Origin of the sequence: Streptomyces sp. 2P-4 (genome assembly GCF_030167965.1) — a bacterium.
Classification (GTDB): Bacteria; Actinomycetota; Actinomycetes; order Streptomycetales; family Streptomycetaceae; genus Streptomyces; species Streptomyces globosus_A.
Map to the genome: position 1 here is coordinate 2,943,035 of NZ_CP095011.1, position 26,828 is coordinate 2,969,862.

30 protein-coding genes, 4 tRNA genes and 1 pseudogene are annotated in these 26,828 nt (G+C 73.1%); 7 read left to right on the plus strand and 28 right to left on the minus strand.

All coding sequences use genetic code 11. The features are described 5' to 3' along the window. Positions 1-141: 141 nt before the first annotated feature. The 6 genes from MUK52_RS12560 to MUK52_RS12585 all read right to left on the minus strand — a co-directional run bounded on the left by MUK52_RS12560 (position 142) and on the right by MUK52_RS12585 (position 4,047). Positions 142-999 carry an SCO4651 family lipoprotein gene (locus tag MUK52_RS12560; protein WP_114053719.1) on the minus strand — a complete coding sequence of 286 codons (858 nt, stop codon included), beginning with the start codon at positions 997-999 and terminating at the stop codon, positions 142-144. A gap of 211 nt (positions 1,000-1,210) precedes the next feature. Beyond that, complete coding sequence (rplA, locus tag MUK52_RS12565; protein ID WP_114053718.1) at positions 1,211-1,939, minus strand: 50S ribosomal protein L1; 729 nt, start codon at positions 1,937-1,939, stop codon at positions 1,211-1,213. A gap of 89 nt (positions 1,940-2,028) precedes the next feature. Beyond that, the gene (rplK, locus tag MUK52_RS12570; protein WP_114053717.1) at positions 2,029-2,463 is read right to left on the minus strand and encodes a 50S ribosomal protein L11; all 435 of its coding nucleotides are present in this window, start codon (positions 2,461-2,463) and stop codon (positions 2,029-2,031) included. A gap of 164 nt (positions 2,464-2,627) precedes the next feature. Then, positions 2,628-3,503, minus strand: coding sequence for a transcription termination/antitermination protein NusG (gene nusG, locus MUK52_RS12575; RefSeq protein ID WP_284576259.1), 876 nt, complete (start codon positions 3,501-3,503; stop codon positions 2,628-2,630). Positions 3,504-3,587: 84 nt separating this feature from the next. Then, entirely contained in the window at positions 3,588-3,869 is a 282-nt protein-coding gene (gene secE, locus MUK52_RS12580; RefSeq protein ID WP_114053715.1) for a preprotein translocase subunit SecE, read from the minus strand. 105 nt (positions 3,870-3,974) lie between these two features. Then, positions 3,975-4,047, minus strand: a tRNA-Trp gene (locus MUK52_RS12585). 192 nt (positions 4,048-4,239) lie between these two features. On the opposite strand from MUK52_RS12585, the gene MUK52_RS12590 reads away from it, so the two are divergent. Both MUK52_RS12590 and MUK52_RS12595 read left to right on the plus strand, forming a co-directional pair. Then, positions 4,240-5,466 (plus strand): pyridoxal phosphate-dependent aminotransferase, encoded by a 1,227-nt coding sequence (locus MUK52_RS12590; RefSeq protein WP_114053714.1) that lies wholly within the window; start codon positions 4,240-4,242, stop codon positions 5,464-5,466. Positions 5,467-5,790: 324 nt separating this feature from the next. Further along, positions 5,791-6,810: an adenosine deaminase gene (locus MUK52_RS12595; RefSeq protein ID WP_114053713.1), complete on the plus strand. Its 1,020-nt coding sequence runs from the start codon at positions 5,791-5,793 to the stop codon at positions 6,808-6,810. 35 nt (positions 6,811-6,845) lie between these two features. Here the strand turns inward: MUK52_RS12595 and MUK52_RS12600 are convergent, their stop codons facing one another. The 7 genes and pseudogenes from MUK52_RS12600 to MUK52_RS12630 form a co-directional block, all read right to left on the minus strand. After that, positions 6,846-7,268, minus strand: coding sequence for a hypothetical protein (locus MUK52_RS12600; RefSeq protein ID WP_284576260.1), 423 nt, complete (start codon positions 7,266-7,268; stop codon positions 6,846-6,848). An 18-nt stretch (positions 7,269-7,286) separates the two neighbouring features. Next, positions 7,287-8,360, minus strand: a pseudogene (locus MUK52_RS12605) (UDP-N-acetylmuramate dehydrogenase); the annotation flags it as partial. A 69-nt stretch (positions 8,361-8,429) separates the two neighbouring features. After that, on the minus strand, positions 8,430-8,858 hold the full coding sequence (locus MUK52_RS12610; protein ID WP_114053710.1) for a MaoC family dehydratase: 429 nt from the start codon (positions 8,856-8,858) through the stop codon (positions 8,430-8,432). A gap of 2 nt (positions 8,859-8,860) precedes the next feature. Beyond that, the gene (locus MUK52_RS12615) at positions 8,861-9,313 is read right to left on the minus strand and encodes a MaoC family dehydratase N-terminal domain-containing protein (RefSeq protein ID WP_114053709.1); all 453 of its coding nucleotides are present in this window, start codon (positions 9,311-9,313) and stop codon (positions 8,861-8,863) included. A gap of 114 nt (positions 9,314-9,427) precedes the next feature. Further along, positions 9,428-9,592, minus strand: coding sequence for a 50S ribosomal protein L33 (gene rpmG, locus MUK52_RS12620; protein ID WP_003956487.1), 165 nt, complete (start codon positions 9,590-9,592; stop codon positions 9,428-9,430). Positions 9,593-9,681: 89 nt separating this feature from the next. After that, positions 9,682-9,754, minus strand: a tRNA-Met gene (locus MUK52_RS12625). Positions 9,755-9,802: 48 nt separating this feature from the next. Beyond that, positions 9,803-9,875 (minus strand) — tRNA-Thr (locus MUK52_RS12630). Between the two features lie 294 nt (positions 9,876-10,169). Here MUK52_RS12630 and MUK52_RS12635 point away from each other — a divergent pair. Both MUK52_RS12635 and MUK52_RS12640 read left to right on the plus strand, forming a co-directional pair. Then, positions 10,170-11,537 carry an amidohydrolase family protein gene (locus MUK52_RS12635; protein ID WP_284576261.1) on the plus strand — a complete coding sequence of 456 codons (1,368 nt, stop codon included), beginning with the start codon at positions 10,170-10,172 and terminating at the stop codon, positions 11,535-11,537. A 54-nt stretch (positions 11,538-11,591) separates the two neighbouring features. After that, positions 11,592-12,248, plus strand: coding sequence for an SDR family oxidoreductase (locus tag MUK52_RS12640; protein ID WP_114053707.1), 657 nt, complete (start codon positions 11,592-11,594; stop codon positions 12,246-12,248). A 28-nt stretch (positions 12,249-12,276) separates the two neighbouring features. Here MUK52_RS12640 and MUK52_RS12645 read toward each other — a convergent pair whose 3' ends face one another. Beyond that, on the minus strand, positions 12,277-12,717 hold the full coding sequence (locus MUK52_RS12645; protein ID WP_114053706.1) for a DUF3574 domain-containing protein: 441 nt from the start codon (positions 12,715-12,717) through the stop codon (positions 12,277-12,279). Positions 12,718-12,746: 29 nt separating this feature from the next. Between MUK52_RS12645 and MUK52_RS12650 the strand changes: the two genes are divergently transcribed. After that, positions 12,747-13,079 (plus strand): hypothetical protein, encoded by a 333-nt coding sequence (locus tag MUK52_RS12650; RefSeq protein ID WP_502963561.1) that lies wholly within the window; start codon positions 12,747-12,749, stop codon positions 13,077-13,079. Positions 13,080-13,088: 9 nt separating this feature from the next. Further along, positions 13,089-13,244 carry a hypothetical protein gene (locus MUK52_RS12655; protein WP_162793106.1) on the plus strand — a complete coding sequence of 52 codons (156 nt, stop codon included), beginning with the start codon at positions 13,089-13,091 and terminating at the stop codon, positions 13,242-13,244. Positions 13,245-13,313: 69 nt separating this feature from the next. Here MUK52_RS12655 and MUK52_RS12660 read toward each other — a convergent pair. Then, a tRNA-Tyr gene (locus tag MUK52_RS12660) sits at positions 13,314-13,395 on the minus strand. Positions 13,396-13,597: 202 nt separating this feature from the next. Here MUK52_RS12660 and MUK52_RS12665 point away from each other — a divergent pair. Next, positions 13,598-14,086: a YajQ family cyclic di-GMP-binding protein gene (locus MUK52_RS12665; protein ID WP_114053705.1), complete on the plus strand. Its 489-nt coding sequence runs from the start codon at positions 13,598-13,600 to the stop codon at positions 14,084-14,086. 121 nt (positions 14,087-14,207) lie between these two features. Here the strand turns inward: MUK52_RS12665 and MUK52_RS12670 are convergent, their stop codons facing one another. From MUK52_RS12670 to MUK52_RS12730, 13 genes are all read right to left on the minus strand, one after another. Continuing rightward, complete coding sequence (locus tag MUK52_RS12670) at positions 14,208-15,215, minus strand: glycosyltransferase family 2 protein (RefSeq protein WP_281277901.1); 1,008 nt, start codon at positions 15,213-15,215, stop codon at positions 14,208-14,210. Positions 15,216-15,266: 51 nt separating this feature from the next. Further along, positions 15,267-15,659, minus strand: coding sequence for a YccF domain-containing protein (locus MUK52_RS12675; protein ID WP_114053704.1), 393 nt, complete (start codon positions 15,657-15,659; stop codon positions 15,267-15,269). After that, a complete protein-coding gene (gene htpX / locus MUK52_RS12680) occupies positions 15,656-16,519 on the minus strand; it encodes a zinc metalloprotease HtpX (protein ID WP_114053703.1) in 864 nt (287 codons plus the stop codon). The genes MUK52_RS12675 and htpX overlap by 4 nt, the downstream gene beginning before the upstream one ends. A 283-nt stretch (positions 16,520-16,802) precedes the next feature. Further along, positions 16,803-18,413 carry an NADH-quinone oxidoreductase subunit N gene (locus tag MUK52_RS12685; RefSeq protein WP_284576263.1) on the minus strand — a complete coding sequence of 537 codons (1,611 nt, stop codon included), beginning with the start codon at positions 18,411-18,413 and terminating at the stop codon, positions 16,803-16,805. Then, complete coding sequence (locus tag MUK52_RS12690; protein ID WP_114053701.1) at positions 18,410-19,993, minus strand: complex I subunit 4 family protein; 1,584 nt, start codon at positions 19,991-19,993, stop codon at positions 18,410-18,412. The genes MUK52_RS12685 and MUK52_RS12690 overlap by 4 nt, the downstream gene beginning before the upstream one ends. A 14-nt stretch (positions 19,994-20,007) precedes the next feature. Next, the gene (locus MUK52_RS12695) at positions 20,008-22,014 is read right to left on the minus strand and encodes an NADH-quinone oxidoreductase subunit 5 family protein (protein WP_284576264.1); all 2,007 of its coding nucleotides are present in this window, start codon (positions 22,012-22,014) and stop codon (positions 20,008-20,010) included. After that, complete coding sequence (nuoK, locus tag MUK52_RS12700; RefSeq protein ID WP_114053699.1) at positions 22,011-22,373, minus strand: NADH-quinone oxidoreductase subunit NuoK; 363 nt, start codon at positions 22,371-22,373, stop codon at positions 22,011-22,013. The genes MUK52_RS12695 and nuoK overlap by 4 nt, the downstream gene beginning before the upstream one ends. Continuing rightward, positions 22,373-22,987: an NADH-quinone oxidoreductase subunit J family protein gene (locus MUK52_RS12705; protein ID WP_284576266.1), complete on the minus strand. Its 615-nt coding sequence runs from the start codon at positions 22,985-22,987 to the stop codon at positions 22,373-22,375. Before MUK52_RS12705 ends, nuoK begins: the two co-directional genes overlap by 1 nt. Next, positions 22,984-23,586 carry a NuoI/complex I 23 kDa subunit family protein gene (locus MUK52_RS12710; protein WP_284576267.1) on the minus strand — a complete coding sequence of 201 codons (603 nt, stop codon included), beginning with the start codon at positions 23,584-23,586 and terminating at the stop codon, positions 22,984-22,986. Before MUK52_RS12710 ends, MUK52_RS12705 begins: the two co-directional genes overlap by 4 nt. Further along, a complete protein-coding gene (locus tag MUK52_RS12715) occupies positions 23,586-24,545 on the minus strand; it encodes a complex I subunit 1/NuoH family protein (protein ID WP_114053697.1) in 960 nt (319 codons plus the stop codon). Before MUK52_RS12715 ends, MUK52_RS12710 begins: the two co-directional genes overlap by 1 nt. Further along, positions 24,542-25,729, minus strand: coding sequence for an NADH-quinone oxidoreductase subunit C (locus MUK52_RS12720; RefSeq protein WP_284576268.1), 1,188 nt, complete (start codon positions 25,727-25,729; stop codon positions 24,542-24,544). Before MUK52_RS12720 ends, MUK52_RS12715 begins: the two co-directional genes overlap by 4 nt. Then, on the minus strand, positions 25,726-26,313 hold the full coding sequence (locus MUK52_RS12725; RefSeq protein WP_284576269.1) for an NADH-quinone oxidoreductase subunit B: 588 nt from the start codon (positions 26,311-26,313) through the stop codon (positions 25,726-25,728). Before MUK52_RS12725 ends, MUK52_RS12720 begins: the two co-directional genes overlap by 4 nt. After that, positions 26,304-26,711, minus strand: a complete 408-nt coding sequence (locus tag MUK52_RS12730; protein ID WP_284576270.1) for an NADH-quinone oxidoreductase subunit A — start codon at positions 26,709-26,711, stop codon at positions 26,304-26,306. The genes MUK52_RS12725 and MUK52_RS12730 overlap by 10 nt, the downstream gene beginning before the upstream one ends. Positions 26,712-26,828 lie beyond the last annotated feature (117 nt).

Below are 26,828 nucleotides of genomic sequence, written 5' to 3' on the forward strand. Positions count from 1 at the left end.
CGGTCTTTGGCTTCCGTGGAACTGTACGTGACCGCGTCCCGGGAGGGCAAATCGCCCTCCCGGGCCCCTGCCGGACCCCGGGCCGGGCGGGGCGGGGTGAGAGGCAGGGGCGCGGGCGGCAGGCGCCCGTACGGGCGCCTGTCAGCCTTCCTGGGTCAGCTGGGCGAGGTCCAGGACCTGGTCGGCCGGCGGGGCCGCGATGTCGACCGGCTTGTTGACGTCGAGGAACTTGACGGTCATGTCGAGCGGGCCCTCGGTGCCCTCGCCGCGGGTGCGGAACTGCCTGGTCTGGTGGTTCTCGTCGATCCAGATGTCCATGGCCAGGCTCTTGATGCCCTGGGCCTCCAGCGCCTGCAGGTTCTTGCTCCGGCGCTCCTTGGCCTCGGGCGTGCCCGCGGCCGAGGCGGCGCGCAGCTCGTCCAGCGTGACGGTGCCGCTGAGGTGGGTGGTCTTCTGCCCGTCGACGGTCTCCTCGCCGACCGTCTTCAGGTCCTTGGCCGCGCTCATGTCGCCGGCCCTGTCGCCCGGGTTCTCGCCCTGCTGGGCGCCGCCGAGCCGGTCGAGCTTCCTGGCCGCCTCCGGGTCCAGGGACTTGAGGTCGAACTTCAGGTACTTGCCCTCGGCTCCGAGGTACAGGGCGCCGTCGAGGAGGCGGATCTCCACGTTCTCGCCGGGCTTCTCCGGGTTCGCCATCTTCATGGCGATGGCCGCGGTGGGCTTCAGCCGCATGGAGGCCTCGCCGGAGACGGTCTGCCCCGCGGCCGTGCCCGCCATGGTGTAGCGGACGGAGGTGATCTCCGCCGCCTTCGCCTTGGTCTTCTCCAGGAAGGCCGCCGGAGTGACCTCGGCCGGCTTCGGCGCGGCCGCGGAGGGCGCCGCCGCGGCGCCGTCCTTCTTGGCGTCCCCGGCGCCCTTGCCGTCCTCGCACGCCGTGGCTCCGCCGGCCAGCAGGACGGCGGCCAGGACCGCCCCGAGGGCCTTCTTGCGGTACGCGTTCATTCTGTTCCCCACCCCTGATGCAGTGATCTTCAGCTCGCGGACCTGTCGCACCGGCCGCGAGACAGTAGTGACTCTATGCCATGCCTCTGACACGCCTCGCACAGGGGCCGAACAGCCGGAAACGGGAACGGGCCCTCCGCCCCGGTGAGGGGGCGGAGGGCCCGTTCAAGGTGCCACTGGCGGGCCGCAGGGCGGCCCGGAGCCGTCAGGCTCAGACCGCGGCCGGGTCCTCCTCGACGAGGAGGTTGCGGGTGCGGTTCGGGTCCAGCTGGATGCCGGGGCCCATGGTGGTGGTCAGGGCGGCCTTCTTCAGGTAGCGGCCCTTCGCGGCGGACGGCTTCAGGCGGAGGATCTCCTCCAGGGCCGCGCCGTAGTTCTCGACCAGCTGCTCATCGGAGAAGGAGACCTTGCCGATGATGAAGTGCAGGTTCGAGTGCTTGTCGACGCGGAACTCGATCTTGCCGCCCTTGATCTCGGTGACGGCCTTGGCGACGTCCATGGTGACGGTGCCGGTCTTCGGGTTCGGCATCAGGCCACGGGGACCGAGCACGCGGCCGAGGCGGCCGACCTTGCCCATGAGGTCCGGGGTGGCGACAACCGCGTCGAACTCGTTCAGGCGGTTGCCCTTGGCGATCTCGTTGATCAGCTCGTCGTCGCCGACGATGTCGGCGCCGGCGGCAGTCGCGGCCGCAGCACGGTCACCGGTCGCGAAGACCAGGACCCGGGCGGTCTTACCGGTGCCGTGCGGGAGGTTCACGGTGCCGCGGACCATCTGGTCGGCCTTGCGCGGGTCAACACCCAGGCGGAAGGCGACCTCGACGGTGGCGTCGAACTTGGTGGCGGACGTCTCCTTGGCGAGACGGACGGCCTCGAGCGGGGCGTACAGCTTCTCCCGGTCGACCTTGGCGTCCGCAGCGCGGAGGGTCTTGCTGCGCTTCACTTCTGCTCCTGTTTATTCGCTTCAGGCATGGAGTCGTGGTCCGGGCCAGCGCTTGGCCCTGCCACTGGGTGGTGCGGGAAGGGGGCTGGTCAGCCCTCGACCGTGACGCCCATCGAGCGCGCGGTGCCAGAGATGATCTTCATGGCGGCGTCGATGTCGTTGGCGTTGAGGTCGGGCATCTTCAGCTCGGCGATCTCGCGGACCTGGGCGGCCGTCAGCTTGGCGACCTTGGTCTTGTGCGGCTCGCCGGAGCCCTTGTCCACGCCCGCGTGCTTCAGGATGAGGCGCGCGGCCGGCGGGGTCTTGGTCACGAAGGTGAAGGAGCGGTCCTCGTAGACCGTGATCTCCACCGGCACGACCATGCCGCGCTGCGACTCGGTCGCGGCGTTGTAGGCCTTGCAGAACTCCATGATGTTGACGCCGTGCTGACCCAGCGCGGGGCCGACCGGCGGGGCCGGGTTGGCGGCACCGGCGTTGATCTGGAGCTTGATAAGCCCCGTGACCTTCTTCTTCTTGGGAGGCATTGCTCTCTCCGGGTCCTAGTGAGAGTTTTCGCCGCCGATCCGGTCATCCGGATGGAGGCATACCGCACCACGATAACGGGTATCGGTGCGGGGCTCGAAACCGAGCAGGTCAGACGAGCCCCGAGGGGGCTGTCTGACCTGTCCGGAAGCTGTGGTTCAGAAGATCAGTTCTTCTGGATCTGGTCGAAGCTCAGCTCGACCGGGGTCTCGCGGCCGAAGATCTCGACGAGGCCCTTGACCTTCTTCGAGTCCGGGTTGATCTCGTTGATGGTGGCCTGGAGCGTCGCGAACGGGCCGTCGGTGACGGTGACCGAGTCGCCGACCTCGAAGTCGAGGACCTCGATGGTGCGCTTGACGGCGGGCGCGGGCAGCCCGGCCTCCTCGGCGGCCTGCTTGGCGGCCTTCTCCTGCGCCTCCGGGGCGAGCATCTTGACGATCTCGTCCAGGGTCAGCGGGTACGGGTCGTAGGCGTTGCCCACGAAGCCGGTGACGCCGGGGGTGTTGCGGACGACGCCCCAGGACTCGTTCGTCAGGTCCATGCGGACGAGCACGTAGCCGGGCAGCTTGTTCTGCCGGACGTTCTTGCGCTCGCCGTTCTTGATCTGGACGATCTCTTCCTCGGGCACCTCGGCCTGGTAGATGAACTCCTCGACGTTCAGCGAGACGGCGCGCTGCTCCAGGTTGGCCTTCACGCGCTTCTCGTAGCCCGCGTAGGTGTGGATGACGTACCACTCGCCGGGCAGCAGGCGCAGCTCGTCGCGGAGCGCCTGGACCGGGTCGACGGGCTCGGCCTCCTCGGCGGCCTCCTCGGCCTCGGCGTCGGCGGCCTGGGCGGCCTCGTCCTCGGCCGCGGCCTCGGCGGCCTCCTCGGCCGGGGCGTCCTCGTCCTCGACCTCGTCCTCGGCGTGCAGCGCGGCGTCCTCGGCGTCGGCGAGCTCTGCCTCGTCCGGCTCCACAGCGTCTGCCGCCTCGACGGTGTCGAGCTCGTCCTCGACGGACTCGACGGAGTCGTGGCTCGCGTTCAGGTTCGGGTCAGACACGGTGGCTGCTTCTTCCTGGATACAAAAGGTGGTGGAACATGCGAAAAGGGGCGGCACCCATCAAGGCGCCGCCCTCCGCGGGGATCAGCCGAAGACGAACTTGATGGCTTCCTGGAACCCATAGTCAATCACGGTCACCAGACCGATCATGATGACGACGAAGACAATCACCACGGTGGTGTACGTCGAGAGCTGCTTGCGGGTGGGCCAGACGACCTTGCGGAGCTCCGCGACGATCTGGCGGTAGAAGAGCGCGAGCCGGCCCAGAGGACCCTTCTTGCCGCGCTTGCCGCCCTTGCGGGCCTTCTTCTCGCGGGCTTCGTCCTCGGCGTCAGGCTTGTCGATGGAGCCCAGGGCGTCCGTCACGTCTCTCACCTGAATCCGGGTCGGGGCCGTGGCCGCGCCCGGTTGCGCCGCACGGCGTTGCATCGAAGTACGTACCTGCGCACACATCCGAGAAGGAGTGTGGAGCAGGGCCGGAGGGACTCGAACCCCCAACCGCTGGTTTTGGAGACCAGTGCTCTACCAATTGAGCTACGACCCTTTGTGCACCCCAACCTACCGCATCCGGGCGAGTGCACGGAGTGCTCACGCTCTGGAGTGGTCGGCGAGGTCCAACGACAGGTGAGTGTACGTGCTCGAGGCCCTGACGTCGAACAGAGCGCGTGATCCGGCTGGTCGGTCCGATGTCCGGAACGGTGTGCCGCCGCCGCGGGCGGTCTGGGACGATGGCCGCATGACCTCTGCAACGCCTTCCTCCGAGCGCCGCGTGTCCGCCCGTATCGGCGCCATCTCCGAGTCCGCCACCCTCGCCGTCGACGCCAAGGCCAAGGCCCTGAAGGCCGCCGGGCGCCCGGTCATCGGCTTCGGCGCGGGCGAGCCCGACTTCCCGACTCCGGACTACATCGTCGAGGCGGCGGTCGAGGCCTGCCGCGACCCGAAGTTCCACCGCTACACGCCGGCCGGCGGTCTGCCCGAGCTGAAGAAGGCCATCGCCGAGAAGACGCTGCGCGACTCCGGCTACGAGGTCGACGCCGCGCAGGTGCTGGTCACCAACGGCGGCAAGCAGGCCATCTACAACGCCTTCGCCGCGATCCTCGACCCGGGTGACGAGGTCATCGTCCCGGCCCCGTACTGGACCACGTACCCGGAGTCCATCCGTCTGGCCGGCGGCGTCCCGGTCGAGGTCGTCGCCGACGAGACCACCGGCTACCGGGTCTCGGTCGAGCAGCTGGAGGCGGCCCGCACCGAGCGCACCAAGGTCCTCCTCTTCGTCTCCCCCTCGAACCCGACGGGCGCGGTCTACAGCGAGGAGGACGCGAAGGCGATCGGCGAGTGGGCCGCCGAGCACGGCCTGTGGGTGCTGACGGACGAGATCTACGAGCACCTGGTCTACGGCGACGCCAAGTTCACCTCGCTGCCCGTCCTGGTCCCGGCGCTGCGCGACAAGTGCATCATCGTCAACGGCGTCGCGAAGACGTACGCGATGACCGGCTGGCGCGTGGGCTGGGTCATCGGCCCGCAGGACGTGGTCAAGGCCGCGACGAACCTCCAGTCGCACGCCACCTCGAACGTCTCCAACGTGGCGCAGGTCGCCGCCATCGCCGCCGTCTCGGGCAGCCTGGACGCGGTCGCGGAGATGCGGAAGGCCTTCGACCGCCGCCGCCAGACGATGGTCCGGATGCTGAACGAGATCGACGGCGTGTTCTGCCCGGTCCCCGAGGGCGCCTTCTACGCGTACCCGTCGGTCAAGGAGCTGCTCGGCAAGGAGATCCGCGGCAAGCGCCCGCAGACCTCCGTCGAGCTGGCCGCGCTGATCCTGGACGAGGCCGAGGTCGCGGTCGTCCCGGGCGAGGCCTTCGGCACGCCCGGCTACCTGCGCCTGTCGTACGCCCTGGGCGACGAGGACCTGGTCGAGGGCGTGTCCCGGATCCAGAAGCTGCTGGCCGAGGCCAAGGCCTGACCCACGCTCCGGAGCGGCGCCGACCCCGTGGGGACGGCGCCGCTCCGTCGTTTTCCGGAGCCCCGATCCAGCCCCGCCGGCGTTTGAGGCGCGGGGTCCGGGGCGGAGCCCCGTGCGGGGTCCGGGGCGGAGCCCCGTGCGGGGTCCGGGGCGGAGCCCCGTGCGGGGTCCGGGGCCGCAGGCCCCGGTTTCGGGAAGGGGCGGGGTGGGGCCCGGCTCCGCGCAGCGGCCCACCCACCGCCATCGGCCCCGATCCCGCGTTCGGACGGGACCCCGATCGGGAAAACCCTCCCGCCGGGCGCCGCGGTACGGCAGGATCACCAGATGGAGCACGTACGCGATCTGACGCTTCTGCCGAAAGCCCATCTGCACCTGCACTTCACGGGGTCCATGCGGCCGTCGACCCTGCTGGAGCTCGCCGACAAGTACGGCGTGCGCCTCCCGGACGCCCTGACCGCCGGGGAGCCCCCGAAACTCCGCGCCACCGACGAGCGCGGCTGGTTCCGCTTCCAGCGGCTGTACGACGCCGCCCGCTCGTGCCTGCGCCGGCCGGAGGACATCCGGCGGCTGGTGCGGGAGGCCGCGGAGGAGGACGTCCGCGACGGGGCCGGCTGGCTGGAGATCCAGGTCGACCCGACCTCGTACGCCCCGCACCTGGGCGGGCTGATCCCGGCGGTGGAGGTGATCCTCGACGCGGTCGAGTCGGCCTCGCGGGACACGGGGCTCGGGATCCGCGTCCTGCTCGCCGCGAACCGCATGAAGCACCCCCTCGACGCCCGCACGCTGGCCCGCCTCGCCGTCCGGTACGCCGACCGGGGGATCGTCGGCTTCGGGCTGTCCAACGACGAGCGCCGCGGCATGGCCCGCGACTTCGACCGGGCGTTCGCGATCGCCCGGGAGGGCGGTCTGCTGGCCGCGCCGCACGGCGGCGAGCTGACGGGCCCGGCGTCGGTGCGGGACTGCCTGGACGATCTGCACGCCGCGCGGATCGGGCACGGGGTGCGGGCCGCCGAGGATCCGGCGCTGCTGCGGCGGCTGGCGGACGCGGGGGTGACGTGCGAGGTGTGCCCCGCGTCGAACGTGGCGCTCGGGGTGTACGAGCGTCCGGAGGACGTGCCGCTGCGGACGCTGTTCGACGCGGGGGTGCCGATGGCGCTGGGCGCGGACGACCCGCTGCTGTTCGGGTCGCGGCTGGCCGCGCAGTACGAGATCGCCCGCCGGCACCACGGGTTCACGGACGCGGAGCTGGCGGAGCTGGCGCGCCAGTCGGTGCGGGGGTCGGCCGCGCCGCAGGAGGTGCAGGACAAGCTGCTGGCGGGGATCGACCACTGGCTGGCGGGGTAGCGGGCGCGGCGGTGCGGGGGCGCCCCGGGCCGGGGTCAGCGGGCGCGGGTGAGGCGGAGGTCGCCGTGCCAGCAGTCGGCGCGGACGCGGGCGCCGTCGTCGAAGGAGAGCTCCAGGCGGGCGCGGCCGGCGCCGGGGGCGGCGAATTCGGCGACGCCGGCGACGTTGGCGCCGACGTGGGGCAGGAGGGCGTGGTCGCCGAGGTCCTCGCCGACGTCGATGCGGCCCCACTCCCCCATGTCGTACGGCTCGTGGGGGGCGGCGGACTCGACGATGAGGCACCGGTCGGAGCCGGTGCTGATGCGGGTGGAGTCGCCTTCGCTGTCGATCAGCCAGACGTCGAGGGGGGCCTCGGAGCGCTCCCCGTCGCAGACGTGCCAGGACGCGACGATCCGGCGGATCGTGCGTCCCACGAGGCGGGCGGGGTCCGTTCCGGCCCCGTGCAGTGGGCAGTGCATGGCGGCGCCGGGGCTCCTTCAGAGGCTGACGCCGACCGTCACCGGCTCGTTGACGAGGGTGACGCCGAAGGCCTCGCGGACGCCGGCGACGACCTCGCGGGCGAGGGCGAGGAGGTCCTCGGTGGTGGCCTCGCCGCGGTTGGTCAGGGCGAGGGTGTGCTTGGTGGAGATGCGGGCGGGGCCGGTGCCGTAGCCCTTGGTGAAGCCGGCCTTGTCGATCAGCCAGGCGGCGCTGGTCTTGGTGCGGCCGTCGCCGGCGGGGTAGGCGGGCGGGACGGTGCCGGTGCCGAGGCGGGCCTCGACGCGGGCGAGGAAGGCGGCGAAGGCCTCGTCCCCGAGGATCGGGTTGTGGAAGAAGGAGCCTGCGGACCAGGTGTCGTGGTCGTCGGGGTCGAGGACCATGCCCTTGCCGGCGCGCAGCCGCAGGACGGTCTCGCGGGCGGCGGCGGCCGGGACGCGGTCGCCGGCCTCGACGCCGAGGGCGCGGGCGGTCTCCGGGTACTTGATCGGCGCGGACATGCCGCCGGCGTCCTCCAGGGCGAAGCGGACGCGCAGGACGACGTACCGGTCGGGGTCGTGCTTGAAGAGGCTGTCGCGGTAGGCGAAGGCGCATTCGGCGGCGGTGAGGGTGACCGTCTCGCGCCGGACGCGGTCGTAGGCGACGACCTCGGTGATGGTGTCGCAGACCTCCTGGCCGTACGCGCCGACGTTCTGGATCGGGGTCGCGCCGGCGGAGCCGGGGATTCCGGCGAGGCATTCGATGCCGGCGAGGCCGGCTTCGACGGTGCGGGCGACGGCGTCGGACCAGTTCTCGCCGGCGGCGAGCTCCAGGCGGCTGCCGTCGAGGTGGAAGCCGGTGGTGGCGATGCGCAGGGCGGTGCCGTCGAAGCCGCGGTCGCCGATGACCAGGTTGCTGCCGCCGCCGATGACGAGGAGCGGGGTGCCGCTCTCGTCCGCGGCGCGGACGGTCTCGACCACTTCGGCGTCGGTGGTCGCGGTGACCAGCCGGGTGGCGGGGCCGCCGAGGCGGAAGGTGGTCAGGGGGGCGAGGGGGGCGTCGTGGAGTTCCTGCACGGGGACAAGAGTACGGTCCGTGCCCTCCGCATCCCTGCGGGGCCACGGACCGTACGGGTGCCGGTGCCGGTGCCGTGTGGCGGCCGGTCAGGCGAGGGCGACGACGGCGCGGGAGCGGCCGAGGACCTTCTGGCCGGCGGCGGTGGCGACGAGGTCGACGCGGACCTGGTTGCCGTCGAGCTTGGCGGCCACCTTGGCGGTGACATCGATCACGGCGCCGGTGCCGTCGTCGGGGACGACGACCGGGTTGGTGAAGCGGACGCCGTACTCGACGACGGCGCCGGGGTCGCCGGCCCAGTCGGTGACGACGCGGATCGCCTGCGCCATGGTGAACATGCCGTGGGCGATGACGTCCGGGAGGCCGACCTCCTTGGCGAACCTCTCGTTCCAGTGGATCGGGTTGAAGTCGCCGGAGGCGCCGGCGTACTGCACGAGGGTGGCGCGGGTCACGGGGAAGGACGCGGCGGGCAGCTCGGTGCCGACCTCGACGTCGTCGTACTTGATCTGCGCGGTCATCGTCAGGCCTCCTCGGGGGCGCGGGAGACGAGCTTCGTCCACGCCGTCACCACGTGCTCGCCGGTCTCGTCGTGGACCTCGCCGCGGATGTCGATGATGTCGTTGCCGGCCATGGTCCTCACGGCCTCGATGGTGGAGGTCACCGAGAGGCGGTCGCCGGCGCGGACGGGGCGGGTGTAGGCGAACTTCTGGTCGCCGTGGACGACGCGGCTGTAGTCGAGGCCGAGCTGCGGGTCGGCGACGACCTGCCCGGCGGCGGCGAAGGTGATCGCGAACACGAAGGTCGGCGGGGCGATCACGTCCGGGTACCCGGCGGCCTTGGCGGCCTCGGGGTCGGTGTAGACGGGATGGGCGTCCCCGACAGCCACCGCGAATTCGCGGATCTTCTCCCGGCCGACCTCGTAGGGATCGGTGGGCGGGTAGCTCCGCCCGACGAAGGACTGGTCGAGCGCCATGGCTCCCTACCTCCTGCTTGGACAAGTGGAAATGATCGCGGAAACGACACGAGGCCGCCCCCCTTTGCAGGGGACGACCTCATGACGTTGCCTGAATCGGAGACTTCGCCAGTGTCAGCGGGTCTCGCGGTGCGCCGTGTGCGAGTTGCAGCGCGGGCAGTGCTTCTTCATCTCAAGACGGTCCGGGTTGTTGCGCCGGTTCTTCTTGGTGATGTAGTTCCGCTCCTTGCACTCCACGCAGGCCAGCGTGATCTTCGGGCGGACGTCGGTGGCAGCCACGTGAGTGCTCCTTGACGGACTAATGGACGGATCGAACGCATAAAAGAGTAGCCGATCGGGAGACCGACCCCGCAATCGGCTACTGTGGGTAGCGGCGACCGGACTTGAACCGGTGACACAGCGATTATGAGCCGCTTGCTCTACCGACTGAGCTACGCCGCTTTGATGTGATCGGCTCCCCGCCCTAAGGCGGGGGGCCTCTCTCACCAGAGCCCCAATGCGGAATCGAACCGCAGACCTTCTCCTTACCATGGAGACGCTCTACCGACTGAGCTATTGGGGCGAGCGAGGAAGACATTACACGGTTGCCCGCCGATCGCCCAAATCCATTGCCGGGGCCCGCCCGCGGGGCCCCTCCGGGGCCTTCCGGACCGGGCCGCGACCGGGCGCGCGGGGCCCCGGGAAGGGACCCGCGGAGGGCGTCACGGGCTGCCGCGGCGAGCGGGCACGGCGGTACGACTATTGCGCTCCTCCGCGATGCCGGCAGCCCCGCACCCTAGGCTCGCCGGAACGCGTGATCTTGGGCCGCGGGCCGAGCCGACCGGTCCGGGACCGCCCCGAGCCCCGCAGGAGCGCGATGTCCGACAGCCAGCCGCCGCAGCCGCCCCCGTCCCCCCGCAACGGCCGCGGCGACGGCGGCGGCCGGGCCCCGCGGCCCCCCGGCGGCGCACCCTCCCCCGGCGCCCCCCAGGGCCGGGGCCCCGGCCCGGCGCACCCGCCCGGCCCCGCGGCGGCGGCCGCCGCCGAGTCCGCCGCCCTGCTGCTGGCCGGCGCCCGCCTCGCCGACGGCCGCCTGGTCGACGTACGGCTCGGCGGCGGCCGCGTCCAGGCCGTCGGGGCGGCGGGCAGCATGCCCTCCGGCGCCTCGGCCCGCGTCGACCTCACCGGCTGGCTGCTGCTGCCCGCCCCGGCCGAACCGCATGCCCACGGGGACACCGCCCTGACCGCCGACTGCGCCGGGCCCGTCTCCTACGCCCCCGACGAGGTGCAGCGCCGGGCCACGGAGGCCGCCCTGCTCCAGCTCGGCCACGGCGCCACCGCCGTCCGCTCCCACGTCCGGATCGGCGGCGCGCACGGCCTCGGCCCGCTGGAGGCCGTCCTCCAGGCCCGCCGCTCCCTCCGCGGCCTCACCGACCTGACCGCCGCCGCCGTGCCCCGGCTGCTCACCGGCACGGCCGGCGCGGACGGCCGCGCCATGCTCCGGGACGCCGTCCGCATGGGCGCCTCGGTCGTCGGCGGCTGCCCCGACCTCGACCCGGACCCCGCGGGCCACCTCGAAGCCGTCCTGGGCCTCGCCTCCGAGCACGGCTGCCCCGTGGACCTGCACACCGACGGCGGCGACCCGGACCGCCTCGCCCGGATCGCCGCGATGGCCCGCGGGCTGCGCCCCGGCGTGGTGATCGGCCCCTGCGGCGGGCTGTCGCGGCTGCCGCTGGAGGCGGCGCACCGGGCCGCCGACCGGCTGGCCGAGGCAGGCGTACGGGTGACCTGCCTGCCGCAGGGCGACTGCGCGGCCCTGGAGCGGCGCGGCCTGCGCACCGCGCCGGTGCGGCTGCTGCGGGCCGCCGGGGTGCGGGTCGCGGCCGGCAGCGGGGCGCTGCGCGACACCGGGAACCCGGTCGGCCGCGGCGACCCCCTGGAGGCCGCCTACCTGCTGGCGTCGCAGGGCGGGCTGCGGCCCGCGGAGGCGTACGAGGCGGTCGGCTCCGCCGCCCGGGAGGCGATGGGCCTGCCGGAGGTGCGGGTGGAGCCGGGGGCTCCGGCGGAGCTGCTCGCGGTACGCGGGGACCGGATCGCCGGGGTGCTGTCGCTGGCGTACAGCCGGATCGTGGTGCACCGCGGGCGCGTGGTGGCCCGTACGAGCGCCGTGCGGGAGTACTGCGACTCGGCGGTCGCGGTGGCCCTCGACCTTCCCCGGCAGGGCCGGATGGAGCCGGGCCCCTGAGCGGGCGGCGGCCGTGCGCGGGCGGGCGGGCCCGGGTCGTCGTACGGTCGCCTCATGCGCATCGTCATCGCGGGTGGACACGGTCGGATCGCGCTGCGGCTGGAGCGGCTGCTCGCCGCGCGCGGGTACGGGGTCGCGGGCATCGTCCGCGACCGCACGCAGGAGGACGACCTGCGCGAGGCGGGCGCGGAACCGGTGCTCTGCGACCTGGAGTCGGCCACCGTCGACCACGTGGCGGGCATCCTGGCGGGCGCGGACGCCGCCGTCTTCGCGGCCGGCGCCGGGCCTGGCAGCGGGGCCGCCCGCAAGGACACCGTGGACCGGGGCGCGGCGGTCCTCTTCGCGGACGCGGCGGAACGGGCCGGTGTGCGCCGCTTCCTGATGGTCTCTTCGATGGGCGCGGACGCCCGCCACGAGGGCGGCGAGGTGTTCGACGCCTACCTGCGGGCAAAGGGCGAGGCGGACGACCACCTGCGCACCCGCCTCGGCCTGGAGTGGACGGTGCTGCGGCCCGGCTCGCTGCTGGACGAGCCGGGGACCGGGCTGGTGGACCTGGAGGCCTCGACGGGCCCCGGGGCGGTGCCCCGGGACGACGTGGCGGCGGTGCTGGCGGAACTGGTGGAGACGCCGGCGACGGCGGGCCTGACGCTGGAGCTGGTCTCCGGCCCGGTGCCGGTGCCGGTGGCGGTGAAGGCGGTGGCGGGCAACTGAGGCCGCGTCCGGACCGCCTGAGGCCGCCTCAGAAGTCGGCGGTCACCTTGTCGTCGGACCGCCCGACGGAGTCCTGCGCGAACTGCTGCTCGTAGGCGGAGCGGATCCGCTCGATGCGGACGCTGCGGACGCCGGCGTCCTTCTCCGGGTACAGCAGGACGACCTCGTAGGACTGCTCCCGGATCATGGCGCCGTCGCCGGCGCGCCAGCGGCCGACGCCGTCGAGCACCGTCAGCCCCTCCGGGAACGCGGGGGTGATCTCCCGGTCCAGGAACCGGGTGAACTCCTGCTCGGTGACGGGCGGCAGGCCGCCGGGGCGGTCCGTACCGAAGTACAGGCGCGTCTCCCGGTACGGCTCCGGCTCCGGCCCGTCCAGGGCCGCTCCTACGATGGCGGGGATGCCTGCGCCGATGAGGGCGGCGAGCACGCCGCCTCCGACCTTTCCGCGGGTGTCTGAGATCCACTTCACGCAGGGTGAACGAACAGGGGACGGGGACGATGCGGCGCTTGCGGGGCTCCGACGTCGAACGGGCGGCGGCCGGAATGCTGTCGGCCCTGTCACCGCACGGGGGCAGGGACTGGACGGTCCGGGCGGGTTCACTCGAATGGTCGTGCTGGACGACGGCGGCGCACGTCGCGCACGACCTGTTCGCGTACGCGGCCCAGGTCGCCGACCTGTCGGCCCTGGTGCTGGCCCGCCTCTTCCCGGACGCCCCGGCGGCGGGTCCGCGCCCCGACGCCCTGCTGTGGTCGGCGGGCCGCGCAGCCCTCCCGGACCGCCCGCGCCGCACGTCCTGGTCCTGGCAGGCGGCCCTGCCCCAGGACGGCTAGGCGGAGTCCATGACGGCCTCGACGATGTTCGAGATCCAGTGCCTGATCCGGTGCCACCGGCTGCAGAACCGCTTCGGCCTGCGCCGCCCGCCGTCGACCAGCGGCTTCCCGCACCGTCGGCACAGCCCCGCCCTGTACGTCCTCCCACCCATGCCCCGACACTAACGCGCCACCCGGGGAACGCAGAACGGCCCCTGATCGCGTTTCCGCAGATCAGGGGCCGTTCCTCCAGTGTGGCGGCGCCAGGATTCGAACCTGGGTAGGCTAAGCCGACGGATTTACAGTCCGCTCCCATTGGCCACTCGGGCACACCGCCATGGGATGTCGCCTTCCGAGACCGCTTTGCGGCGGTGCTCCCTGGCAACGACGTAAACAATACCCGATGCTCCGGGGTGCTCCGCCACCGGATTGATCAGCGCTTGCGCCATCTGCGGTGGCTAGGCTTTGCGGAGCGGGCCGGGCATGGCCGGCCGCGGCCCTCCGGGGCACCGACAGCCGACTTCAAGGAGCCACAGCACATGGCCGACTCCAGTTTCGACATCGTCTCGAAGGTCGAGCGGCAGGAGGTCGACAACGCCCTCAACCAGGCCGCCAAGGAACTCTCGCAGCGCTACGACTTCAAGGGCACCGGTGCGAGCATCGCCTGGTCGGGCGAGAAGATCCTGATGGAGGCGAACTCCGAGGACCGCGTGAAGGCCGTCCTGGACGTGTTCGAGACCAAGCTGGTCAAGCGCGGCATCTCGCTGAAGGCGCTCGACGCCGGTGAGCCGCAGCTGTCCGGCAAGGAGTACAAGATCTTCGCTTCGATCCAGGAGGGCATCTCCCAGGAGAACGCCAAGAAGGTGGCGAAGATGATCCGCGACGAGGGCCCGAAGGGCGTCAAGGCGCAGGTGCAGGGCGACGAGCTGCGCGTCAGCTCCAAGAGCCGCGACGACCTGCAGGCCGTCCAGGCGCTGCTCAAGGGCAAGGACCTGGACTTCGCCATCCAGTTCGTGAACTACCGCTGAGCCGGGTGGCCCCCGGCCCGGAAGGCGCCTCCCGCCGTCGCCGACGGCCGGGGGGCGTTCTGGTGTGCACCGGGGGCGGCCGGCCTGCGGGGCGTGGGCGGCGGGCCGTGGTGCGGGGGCGTCAGGCGCCGTCCGGACGGCCGGGCTCCCGGTCTTCCGCGCGGCCGGCGTCGGCCTCGGCTGCGGCGTCGGCCGAGTCGTAGCCGACGAAGTACGTGGGGCGGCGCTGGACGGCGGTGTAGATGCGGCCGATGTACTCGCCGAGCAGGCCGACGCAGATCAGCTGGACGCCGCCGAGGAACAGCATCGCGACGAACAGCGAGGTCCAGCCGGGCACGGTCCGGCCCAGCAGGAACACCACCAGGCTGGCGCAGATCAGCAGGAGGCAGGCGACGAAGCTGACCGCGCCGAGCCAGGTCGCGATGCGCAGCGGGGCGGCGGAGAAGTTGGTGATGCCGTCCGCGGCGAGGCGGATCATCTTGCTCAGCGGGTACTTGGTCTCGCCCGCGACGCGCTCGCCGCGCCGGTAGGTGACCTGGCCGCTGGGGAAGCCGAGCCAGGGGACGAGGAGCCGGTAGACCTGGTGCTGGTCGGGCAGGGCCTTGAGGGCCTCGACGGCCTCGCGGCTGAGCAGCCGGAAGTCCCCGGCCTGTGCGGGCACCTGTTTGCCGACGAGGCGCCGCATCAGCCAGTAGTAGGCGCCGGCGGTGCGGCGTTTGAAGCCGGTGTCGGTGCTGCGGTCGGAGCGGACGCCGTAGACGATGTCGAGGTTCTCGGCGCGGGCGAGGTCCAGCATCTCCGGGACCTTCTCGGGCGGGTCCTGGAGGTCGGCGTCGAGGCTGGCCACGTAGGCGCCGCGGGAGCGGTGCAGTCCGGCGCGGAGGGCGGCCTGGTGGCCTGAGTTGCCGCGGAGCCGGATGATCCGCAGCTCGGGCCAGTCGGCGCGGTGCTTCTCCAGGAGTTCCGCGGTGCCGTCGGTGCTGCCGTCGTCGACGGCGAGGACCTCGTAGGGGGCGCCGGTGCCGTCGAGGACCGGGCGGAGCCGGGCGACGAGGGCGGGGAGGGCCTCCTCCTCGTTGTACATCGGCACGATGACCGACAGGGTCGTGCCCGTGCGCGCTGCCGACACTGGTTCTTCCTGACCGTGGGTTGCTTCGGTACCGGGGCGCCTGCGGGCCGCCTATCGGGAGGCGAACGGGGCGTCGGTGGGGACGATCTCGCGGCCCAGCGGGAGCAGGGAGAGCGGGACCATCTTGAAGTTCGCGATGCCGAACGGGATGCCGATGATCGTGAGGCACAGCGCGATGCCGGTCGCGATGTGGCCCAGGGCCAGCCACCAGCCGGCGAGGACGAGCCACAGCACGTTGCCGACGCAGGACGGGGCTCCGGCGTCGCGCCTCTCGACCGTGGTGTACCCGAAGGGCCACAGGGCGTAGACGGCGATGCGGAAGGCGGCTATGCCGAAGGGGATGCCGATGATCGTGATGCACAGGAGCACGCCCGCGAGGCAGTAGCCCAGGAACAGCCAGACGCCGCTGAGGACGAGCCAGATGACGTTGAGGATGGTCTTCACTGTCTGCGGCCTGCCATCTGTTCGAGCCGGGCGATGCGCTCGGCCATCGGGGGGTGGGTGGAGAACATCTTAGAAAGGCCCTGGCCTGGGCGGAACGGGTTGGCGATCATCATGTGGCTCGCCGTCTCCAGCCGGGGCTCGGGGGGCAGCGGGAGCTGCTTGGTGCCGGCGTCCAGCTTGCGCAGGGCGCCGGCGAGGGCGAGGGGGTCGCCGGTGAGCTGGGCTCCGGATGCGTCCGCCTCGTACTCGCGGGAGCGGCTGATGGCGAGCTGGATGACGGAGGCGGCGAGCGGGCCCAGGATCATGACCAGCAGCATGCCGAAGAGGCCGGGGCCCTCGTCGTCGCTGGACCGGCCGACCGGGATCAGCCAGGCGAAGTTCACCAGGAACATGATCACGGAGGCGAGCGCTCCGGCGACGGACGAGATCAGGATGTCGCGGTTGTAGACGTGGCTGAGCTCGTGTCCGATCACGCCGCGCAGCTCGCGCTCGTCGAGTATGCGCAGGATGCCGTCGGTGACGCAGACGGCGGCGTTGCGCGGGTTGCGGCCGGTGGCGAAGGCGTTCGGCGCGGCGGTCGGCGAGATGTAGAGCCGGGGCATGGGCTGGCGCGCGGAGGTGGAGAGCTCGCGCACGATCCGGTAGAGGGCGGGGGCCTCGAACTCGCTGACGGGGCGGGCGCGCATCGCGCGTAGAGCCAGCTTGTCGCTGTTCCAGTACGCGTACGCGTTCGTCGCGAGGGCGACCAGGACGGCGATGATCAGGCCGCCCCGGCCGAAGAGGCTTCCGATGACGATGATGAGTGCGGACAGCCCGCCGAGGAGTACGGCGGTCTTCAGCCCGTTGTGCCGGCGGTGCACGGTACGCCCTCCAAGTGGTGCGGCGGGGAACCTCGCGGGGGTCCACGGTCCAGTGGACCCTCCCTTCCAGGTCAACGCGAGGTGGGGGCGCGTGGTTCCCGCGGCGTACGGGGCGGGGCGCGGCGGCGGCCGCCCCCGCGGCCGGGCCGGGGCGGGGGCGGGCGGTCGGCGCGGCCGCTGCTCCGTCCGGGTGACGCCGGAGCGGGCGCGGTCGCGGCGGGGCGGCCGGGCGAGGGCGGCCGGCGCCGGCCGGGGCGAGGGCGGCCGGCGGGGCGGCCGGCGGTCAGTGCGGGAAGAGGGTGCCCGAGGCGAAGCGGAGGACGGCCTGCGGGGCGCCCGAGAGGACGACCGAGACGGCGGCCGTGACGGCGATCGCGGCGGTGACGGGCCACGGGGCCCGCCCGCGCGCCCCGGCCGCCCCCGCGGCGCCTTCCGCGGCGCCTTCCGCGGCGCCTTCCGCGGCGCCTTCCGGGGCCCGGAAGAGCAGGGCGGTCCAGCGCAGGTAGTAGTACAGGGCGATGACGACGTTGGCGGCCATCACGACGGCCAGCCAGCCCAGTCCCGCGTCGACCGCGGAGCCGAAGACGGCGACCTTCGCGAACAGCCCGATGATGCCCGGCGGCAGGCCGGCCAGGCAGAGCAGGAAGAACGCGAGCGCGAGGGCGGCGGCGGGCCGCTCGGCGTACAGGCCGCGGTAGTCGGCGATGCGGTGCAGCGGCTTGGTGCGGGCGACGAGCGCGGCCACGGCGAACGCGCCGAGGTTCGCGGCGGCGTACATGAGCGCGTAGGCGACGGTGGCGCCGATCTCGTCGCGGCCGGAGTACGCGGCGGCGGCGATCGGCACGAGGAGGTAGCCGGCCTGGCCGACGGACGACCAGGCGAGCAGCCGCACCGCGCTGTGGGGGCGGGCGGGGTCCTGCCGGACGGCGGCCGCGTTGCCGAAGGTCATGGTGAGCGCGGCGAGGACGGCGAGGGCCGGGCCCCAGATGTCGGAGTAGGCGGGGAAGGCGATGACGGTGACGAGGATGAGGCCGGTGAAGCCGACGGCCTTGCCGATCACGGAGAGGTATCCGGCGATGGGCAGGGGCGCGCCGACGTAGGTGTCCGGCACCCAGAAGTGGAAGGGGACGGCCGCGGTCTTGAAGGCGAAGCCGACGAGGGTGAGCGCGACGCCGGCCATCGCGAGGGTGTCGAGCTGTCCGGGGACGTGGTCCAGCCGGTCGGCGACCTGCTCCAGGTGGAGGGAGCCGGTGGCCGCGTAGACGAGGCTGATCCCGAAGAGGGAGACGGCCGTGGCGGTGACGGAGGAGAGGAAGAACTTCAGGGCCGCCTCGGAGGACAGCCGGTCGCCGCGCCGCATGCCGACGAGGGCGAAGGCGGGCAGGGAGGCGACCTCCAGGGCGACGATCAGGGTGGCGAGGTCGCGGGAGGCGGGCAGCAGGGCGGCCCCGGCGGCGGAGGAGAGCAGCAGGAACCAGTACTCGCCGTCCGGCATGCGGGCCTCGCGGACCGCGGTGACGGACAGCAGGGCGGTGACGAGGGCGCCGGCCAGCACGAGGAACTGGATGACGAGGGTGAAGTGGTCGGCGGTGTAGCTGCACGCGCCGGGGTCGCCGGTCAGGCAGAAGGTGCTGCGGTCGCCGGCGCGCAGCGGCAGCAGCAGGGCGGTGGCGGCGGCGAGGCCGGCGATGGACAGCCAGCCGAGGAGCCGCTTCGTCCGCTCGGTCGCGAACAGGTCGGCGACGAGGACGGCGAGGGCGACGGCGGCCGGGACGACGACGGGGGCGATGGCGAGCCAGTCGATGCTCTGGACCAGGCCGGCCGCGGGTTCTGCGGCGGTCGTGGCGGTGGCCGCGGCGGCGCCGCCGGTGGTGGCCGCGTGCAGGGCCGTCATGCTTTGCCTCCTGCGAGGAGCTTCTGGACGGCCGGGTCGGTGAGGCCGAGGAGGATCGCGGGCCACAGGCCGGCGAGGACGGTGAGGGCGACGAGCGGCGTCCAGGCGGCGAACTCGTAGCCGCGGACGTCGGCGAGGGCGGCGGGGCCGGCCGGCTGCGCCGCGGGGTCGCCCATGCAGACGCGCCGGACGACGACCAGCAGGTAGGCGGCGGTGAGGAGGGTGCCGAACGCGCCCATCGCGGTCCAGGTGAGGAAGGCGGGGCGGGACAGGCCCTCGGCGGGGTCGAACGCGCCGAACAGGGCGAGCATCTCGCCCCAGAACCCGGCGAGTCCGGGCAGGCCGAGCGAGGCGACCGCCGCGAAGGCGAGGAGCGCGCCGAGGCGCGGGGCGCGGCCGTAGAGGGCGGCTCCGGTGGCGCCGGCGAGGGTGTCGAGGTCGGCGGTGCCGTAGCGGTCCTTGAGGGAGCCGACGAGGAAGAAGAGAAGGCCGGTGATGAGGCCGTGGGCGATGTTGGCGAACAGCGCGCCGTTGACACCGGTCGGGGTCATGGAGGCGATGCCGAGGAGGACGAAGCCCATGTGGCCGACGGAGGAGTACGCGATGAGCCGCTTCAGGTCGCCCTTGTTGCCCTTGCGGGCCAGCCACAGGCAGGCGAGGGATCCGTAGAGGATGCCGACGGCGCCGAAGGCGCCCAGGTACGGGGCGACGGTCTCCATGCCGTCGGGGGTGGCGGGCAGCAGGATGCGGACGAACCCGTAGGTGCCCATCTTCAGCAGGACGCCGGCCAGGAGGACGGAGCCGACGGTGGGGGCGGCCGTGTGGGCGTCGGGCAGCCAGCTGTGCAGCGGCCACATCGGGGTCTTCACGGCGAGGCCGGCGCCGATGGCGAGGACGGCCAGCAGCTGGGTGGTGGCGGTCAGCCCGCGGCCGCCGTCGGCGGCGAGGGCGGTCATGTCGAACGTGCCGGCGTGCAGGCCGAGGAGGAGCAGGCCGAGCAGCATCACGACGGAGCCGAGGAGCGTGTACAGGATGAACTTCCAGGCGGCGGCCTGCCGCCGGTCGCCGCCCCAGCGGGCGATGAGGAAGTACATGGGGATGAGGACCGTCTCGAAGGCGAGGAAGAACAGCATCAGGTCGAGGACGGCGAAGGTGGCGAGGGTGCCGGTCTCCAGGACGAGGAGGAGCGCGGTGAACGCCTTGGCGGAGGGGCCTGCCGGCAGCTTGAAGTAGCTGTAGAGCGCGCAGAGGAAGAACAGCAGCGCGGTCATCACGAGGAGGGGGAGCGAGATGCCGTCGACCCCGAGGTGGATCCGGACGTTCAGCGCGGGGATCCAGCTGATGTCCGTGGTCGCCTGGAAGCGGGAGGGCTGGTCGTGGTCGAAGCCGGCGGCCAGGGCGAGGACCGCGGCGAGGACGGCGCCGGTGACGGTCACGCCGTGGCGGAGCACGGCCTGTTCGGGGTTCCTGCCCTTCAGGCCGGGCGGGGGCGGCAGCAGGGCCGCGGCGGCACCGAGGAGGGGTGCGGCGACGGCGAACGCCAGGAGGAGCTGCATCACGGACGGGCTGATATCGATCACGGCTGGCTCACGGCTCACGATCCGGCGTTGAGGTTGGCGAGGACGGCGGTGGCGATCGCCAGGACCACGGCGCCGGCGAACAGGGCGCTCAGGTAGCTCTGCACGTTGCCGGTCTGGGCGCGGCGGACGAGGCTGCCGAGCAGCCTGGTCCCGGCGCCGGCCCCGCCGACGTACGTGTCGACGACCTCGCGGTCCAGGAAGCGGACGAGCCCGGCGGCGGCGCGGACGGGCCGGACGAACAGCCGGTCGTAGACGGCGTCGAGGTGGAAGCCGGCGGCGGCGTGCCGGTAGAGCGGTCCGAGCAGGGCGCGGCCCGGGTCGGGGGCGGGGCCGGCCGGGACGGCGGGGTGGTCGTGGGTGACCTCGGCGACCTCGGGGGCCTCGGCGGCGGATTCGGCGGCGGCGACGGAGGCGGGCACGGGCTCGGCGCTGCGGTAGGAGCCGGCCGCGGCGGCGGCGACGGCGCGCTGCCACAGGCCGTAGGTCAGCAGGGCGCCGACGGCGGCGGCGCCGGTGCCGAGGACGGTGGTGGCCGCGGTCGGGGTGAGCTGTCCGCCGTCGAACCAGTCGGCGAGCGGGACGGCGGCCAGTCCGAAGGCGAGGGAGGGGAGGGCCAGCAGCCACAGGACGCCGGTCATGGCGAGGGGCTGCCTGCCGTGGTCGGGGGCGGCGGCGCCGCGGCCGCGGAAGGCCATGAGCCACAGGCGGGTCGCGTAGGCGGCGGTGAGGAGGGCGGTGAGCACGCCGGAGGCGAGGACGAGCCAGCCGGCGGCGGCGGGGACGGCCTCGGTGTGGCCGGCGGCGGCGTTCTCGGCGGCGACGAGGACGGCTTCCTTGGAGAAGAAGCCGGCGAAGGGCGGGATCGCGGCGAGCGCGAGCAGGCCGATCGTCATGGTCCAGAAGGCGTCGGGGACGCGTCGGGCGAGGCCGTCCATGCGGGCCATGGCGGCGAGGGAGTTGGTGCCGGCGGCGTGGATGATCACGCCGGCGCCGAGGAAGAGGAGGGCCTTGAAGGCGCCGTGGGACAGGAGGTGGAAGACGGCGGCGCCGCGGTCGCCGACGGCGAGGGCGCCGGTCATGTAGCCGAGCTGGCCGATGGTGGAGTAGGCGAGGACCCGCTTGATGTCGTCCTGGGCGAGGGCGGCGAGGGCGGAGCCGGCCATCGTGACGGCGGCCATGGCGGCCATCACGAGGAGCGCGGCCCGGGAGGCCGTGAAGACGGGGAGGAGGCGGGCGATGAAGTACACGCCGGCGGCGACCATCGTCGCCGCGTGGATCAGCGCGGAGACGGGGGTGGGGCCGGCCATGGCGTCGGGGAGCCAGGTGTGCAGCGGGAACTGCGCGGACTTGCCGGCGACGCCGGCGAGGAGCAGCAGGGCGATCACGGTCGGGTGGTCGAGCCCGCCCGCGGCGACGGAGCCGAGGATGTCGGTGATCTGGAAGGAGCCGGTGTCGGCGGCGAGCGCGAACAGGCCGATCAGGAAGGGGACGTCGCCGAGCTTGGTGACGAGGAACGCCTTGAGGGAGGCGGAGCGGGCCGCCTCGGTCTCCCAGTAGTGGCCGACGAGGAAGTAGGAGCAGATGCCCATGACCTCCCAGCCGACCAGCAGCACCATCAGGTCGCCGGAGTAGACGACGAGGAGCATGGCGGAGGTGAAGAGGGAGACGAGCGCGGCGTACGAGGGGTAGCGGGGGTCCTCGCGCAGGTAGGCCGTCGAGTACAGCTGGACGCAGGTGGAGATGGTCGCGACGAGGACGGCGGTCAGGGCGGCGAAGCCGTCGAGGTGCAGGGACAGCTCGATCGGTACGGAGCCGGTGGGGGTGAGCTCGGTGGCGGCGTCGAGGGCGGGTCCCCCGCCCTGCCGGACGGCGACGAGCACGGCGAGGACGGCTGCGGCCAGGGCGGGGAGGACGGCGAGGGGGCGGACGAAGCCGGGGGCGGTGCGCCCGAGGAGGAGGCCGGCGGCGGCGCCGAGGAAGGGGAGGAGCGGGACGAGGACGGCGAGGGTGGTGGTGCTCACGCGGCGACCTCCGGCCGGGCGGTGCCGGTCGTGCCGGTCGTGTCGGGTTCGCGGGTTTCGGCGGTGTCGCGCAGCCGGTCGACGTCCGAGGTGCCCCGGTTGCGGTAGACCATCAGCACGATCGCGAGGCCGATGCCGATCTCGGCGGCGGCGATGGCGATGGTGAAGAGGGTGAGGGCCTGGCCGGCGTGGAGGGTGTCGCGCAGCCAGACGTCGAAGGCCACCAGGTTGAGGTTGACGGCGTTGAGCATGAGCTCGACGGACATCAGGACCAGGATGGCGTTGCGGCGGGCCAGGACCCCGTAGAGGCCGGTGCAGAAGAGGAGCGCCGCGAGCACGGCGGGGTAGGCGAGGTGCATCAGCGCTCCCCCTGGTCGGTGGCGTCGGCGGGTGCGGCGGCGGTGTCCGCCGTGTCCTTGCGGGAGAGCACGATGGCGCCGATGAGGGCGGCGAGGAGGAGGACGGACAGGGCCTCGAACGGCAGCACCCAGTGCCGGAAGAGGATTTCGCCGGTGACCCGGGTGGAGCCCTGGACGGGGCCGTCGAGGTCGATCCAGGTGGTGCGGAAGGCGTCGACGACCACCCAGACGAGTGCGGCGGCGGCGGTGGAGGCGACGCCGAGGGCGACCCACCGGTTGCCGGAGTCGGCGTCCGGGGAGCGGCCGATGGGGGCCTTGGTGAGCATGAGGCCGAAGAGGAGGAGGACGACGACGGAGCCGAGATAGATGAGGACCTGGACCCAGGCGATGAACTCGGCGGTGAGCAGCAGGTACTCGACGGCGATCCCGCCGAGCGCCACGACCAGCCACAGGGCGGCGTGGACGAGTTGGCGGGTGGTGACGGTGACGAGGGCTGCGCCGAGGGTGGCGAGGCCGACGAGGACGAAGGCGATCTCGACGCCGGTCGGGGAGAGGAAGCCGCGCTCGGCGGCGGCCGTCGCCGCGGTGGCGAGGGCGGTGGATGCGGGGGTCACGCGTCCGCCTCCCCGGGGGCCGGGCGGCCTGCGGCCGGGTCGGCGGAGGCCTGCTCGGCGGCTGCGGCAGCCGCGGCGGCAGCGGCTTCGGCCTTGTCCGCCGCCTTGCGGGCCGCGGCGAGCTCCTTGGGCTCCTCCGCGGCGGGGTCGAGGGCGGGCGGGGCGGGCACCGTCCACATCCACTGGCGGAGCTTGTCGCGCTCGTGGGTGAGGTCGAGGATGTCCGTCTCCGCGTACTCGAACTCCGGCGACCAGAAGAGGGCGTCGAAGGGGCAGACCTCGATGCAGATGCCGCAGTACATGCAGAGGGAGAAGTCGATGGCGAAGCGGTCGAGGACGTTGCGGCTGCGCTCGCGGCCGCCGGGGGTGGCGGCGGGCACCGTCTCCTTGTGGGAGTCGATGTAGATGCACCAGTCGGGGCACTCGCGGGCGCACAGCATGCAGACCGTGCAGTTCTCCTCGAACAGGCCGATGACCCCGCGGGTGCGGGGCGGGAGTTCGGGCTGCACCTCGGGGTACTGGGCGGTGTGCGAGCGCTTCGTCATCGTGCGCAGGGTGACGGCGAGGCCCTTGGCCAGGCCGGATCCGGGGATGGGCATCAGTTCATCGCCACCTTCACGATGCCGGTGAGCGCGATCTGGGCGAGCGCGAGCGGGATGAGGAGGGTCCAGGCGAGCTTCTGCAGCTGGTCCTCGCGCAGGCGCGGGTAGCTCACGCGGAGCCAGATCACGACGAAGGCGAGGACGGCGGTCTTGAGGAGGGTCCACACCCAGCCGTCGGCGACGGGCCCGTGCCAGCCGCCGAGGAAGAGGACGGTGGTCAGGGCGCAGAGGACGACGATGCCGGCGTACTCGGCGAGGAGGAACAGGGCGAAGCGGAGGCCGGTGTACTCGGTGTACGCGCCGAAGATGATCTCGGAGTCGGCGACGGGCATGTCGAAGGGGGGCCGCTGGAGTTCGGCGAGCCCGGCGACGAAGAAGACGAGCGCGCCCGTGATCTGCCAGGGCAGCCACCACCACTCGAAGGCGTCGACGATGCCGGGCAGGGACACGGTCCCGGCGGCCATGGCGACGGAGGCGGCGGTGAGCAGCATGGGCAGCTCGTAGGCGAGGAGCTGGGCGGCGGTGCGCAGGCCGCCGAGGAGGGAGAACTTGTTCGCGGAGGCCCAGCCGGCCATGAGGCTGCCGAGGACGCCGACGCCCATGACGGCGAGGACGAAGAACACGCCCGCGTCGATCGCCTGCCCGACGGCGCCCTCGCCGGGGCCGACGGGGATGGCGATGAGGACGAGGAGGTAGGGGAGCAGGGCGACGGCCGGGGCGAGTTGGAAGATGCGGCGGTCGGCCCCGGCGGGGACCACGTCCTCCTTCTGCGCGAACTTCACGCCGTCGGCGACGAGCTGGGCCCAGCCGTGGAAGCCGCCCGCGTACATGGGGCCGAGGCGGCCCTGCATGTGCGCCATCACCTTGTGCTCGGTCTGCCCGACGACGAGCGGGAGCACGAGGAAGACGGCGAAGACGACCAGCAGCCGCAGGGCGACGTCGAGTGCGTCGTTCACGCGTCGCCTCCGTTGTCGGGTGTGGGGTCGGGGGTGGTGGTCTCGGCGGAGTCGCTGCCGCTGCCGCTCCGGGTGCCGGTCGCCGGGGTGTCCGGCTCGGCGGCGGGGGCGGGGGCGGGTCCCGGTTTGCGCTCCCGGTCGGCCGGGGGCTCGGTTTCGCCGAAGGCGGGCTTGGGGTCGTGCCAGGGCGCGTCGGAGCTGCGCCGGGCGGCGGCCTTGCGGGCGGGCCGCTCCTCCCCCGCGGCTGCCGGGGCCTCTCCCCCGCCGGGCGGGGCCGCGGGCGCGGTGGCCTGACTGGCGGAGCCGTCCGCCGCGGACCGCGTACGCCGCGCCGGACGCACCGGAGCCTCCGCACCCTCAGCCGGAGCCGGAGCGGCGGCCGCCTGGCTCGCCGAGCCCTCCGACACCGACCGCATGCGCCGCGCGGGCCGCGCCGGAGCCTCCGCACCGGCCGCACCCTCAGCCGGCGCCGGAGCGGCGGCCGCCTGGCCGGCGGAGCCGTCGGCCGCCGAGCGGGTGCGGCGGACCGGTGCGCCCTCGCGCGGGGTGCGGGCGGCCGCGCCCGCGGCGCGCGCGGTGCGGGCCGGGCGGGCGGGGGCGGGCGGGAGCTGGCCCTTGAGGGGGCCCCAGTCGTTGGGGTCGGGGACGCCCGGTGGCAGCATCTGGCGCCGCTTGGGCCCGTCGGCCTCGGCGCCCTCGCCCGGCTCCTTCGCGCCCGGCCAGGCCTTCGCGACGCGCGCGGCGAGGACGAAGTCCTTGCGCAGCGGGTGGCCCTCGAAGTTCTCCGGCAGGAGCAGCGGCGCCAGGCCGGGGTGGTCGGTGAAGACGACGCCGAACATCTCGTGCGTCTCGCGCTCGTGCCAGGCGGCGCCCGCGTACACGGCGACGGCGGACGGCAGCGAGGCCGCCGCGTGCGGGACGGTCGTGCGCAGCAGCAGGCGGCGTACGCGGCGGTTCTCCAGCGCGACGACGTGCGCGCAGATCCGGAAGCCGGTGCCGGGCTCGTCGACGGCGCTCAGCCAGTCGAAGTAGGTGCAGCCCAGCTTGTCGCGGGCGGTCTCCAGCGCGGAGATCCAGCTGCCGGCGGGGACGTCGACGGTGAGGACGCCGTACGAGCTCTCGGCGACGGCCTCGGCGCCGAAGACGCTGGCGGCGGCGTCGGGCAGGGTGTCGTACGGGTTCATGCGCCGCCTCCCGGGGCGGGCGGGGGCGTGACCAGCCCGCTGGTGAGCTGCGGCACCGAGGGCGCCTGCGCGTACCGCTCGGCGAGCGACTCGCGGGCGATCTTCTCCTGGAGCTTGAGGATGCCCTGGAGCAGTGCCTCGGGGCGGGGCGGGCAGCCGGGGACGTAGACGTCGACGGGGATGATCTGGTCGACGCCCTTGGTGACGGAGTACGAGTCCCAGTACGGGCCGCCGCAGTTGGAGCAGGCGCCGAAGGAGATGACGTACTTCGGCTCGGGCATCTGCTCGTAGAGCCGCTTGAGGGCCGGGGCCATCTTGTCGGTCACCGTGCCCGAGACGATCATCAGGTCGGCCTGGCGGGGGCCCGGCGCGAAGGGGATGACGCCGAGCCGGATGAAGTCGTGGCGGGCCATCGACGCGGCGATGAACTCGATCGCGCAGCAGGCGAGGCCGAAGTTGAAGACCCACAGGCTGTAGCGGCGGCCCCAGTTCAGGACCACCTTCATCGGCTCGGGGGCCAGCCGGGACAGGACCCCGAGGCGCCGGGGCTCCGGCAGCATCTGGGGCTCGGGTGTCACGTCCATTCGAGGACGCCCTTCTTGTACGCGTAGAGCAGGCCGACGGCGAGGAAGCCCAGGAAGACGAACATCTCCACGAGCGTCGTGGCGCCGTAGCCGGCGGCGGCGAACACCGTCGCCCACGGGAAGAGGAAGATCGAGTCGACGGCGAAGATGACGTAGAGAAAGGCGTAGACGTAGTAGCGGACCTGGGTGTGCGCCCAGCCCTCGCCCACGGGGTCGACGCCGCACTCGTACGTCAGGAGCTTCTCGGGGGTCGGGACGACGGGGCGCAGCAGGCGGCCCGCGCCGAAGGCGACGGCCACGAAGAGCAGGCCGAGGACCGCCAGCAGGCCGACGGCCGAATAGCCCAGGAAGTAGTCCGCGGCGAGCACGGTCACGGTCGACACCGTTGGTTCGGACACGTCCGTTCCTCGCTCCCTGGCCACTGTCGACGATCTGGTACGGACGGGAGTCTAGGGCCTGCCCGGAGCGGGGTGGGGTTATCCCCCGTTCACCGCGGCCCGGCTCCCCCATGGCAG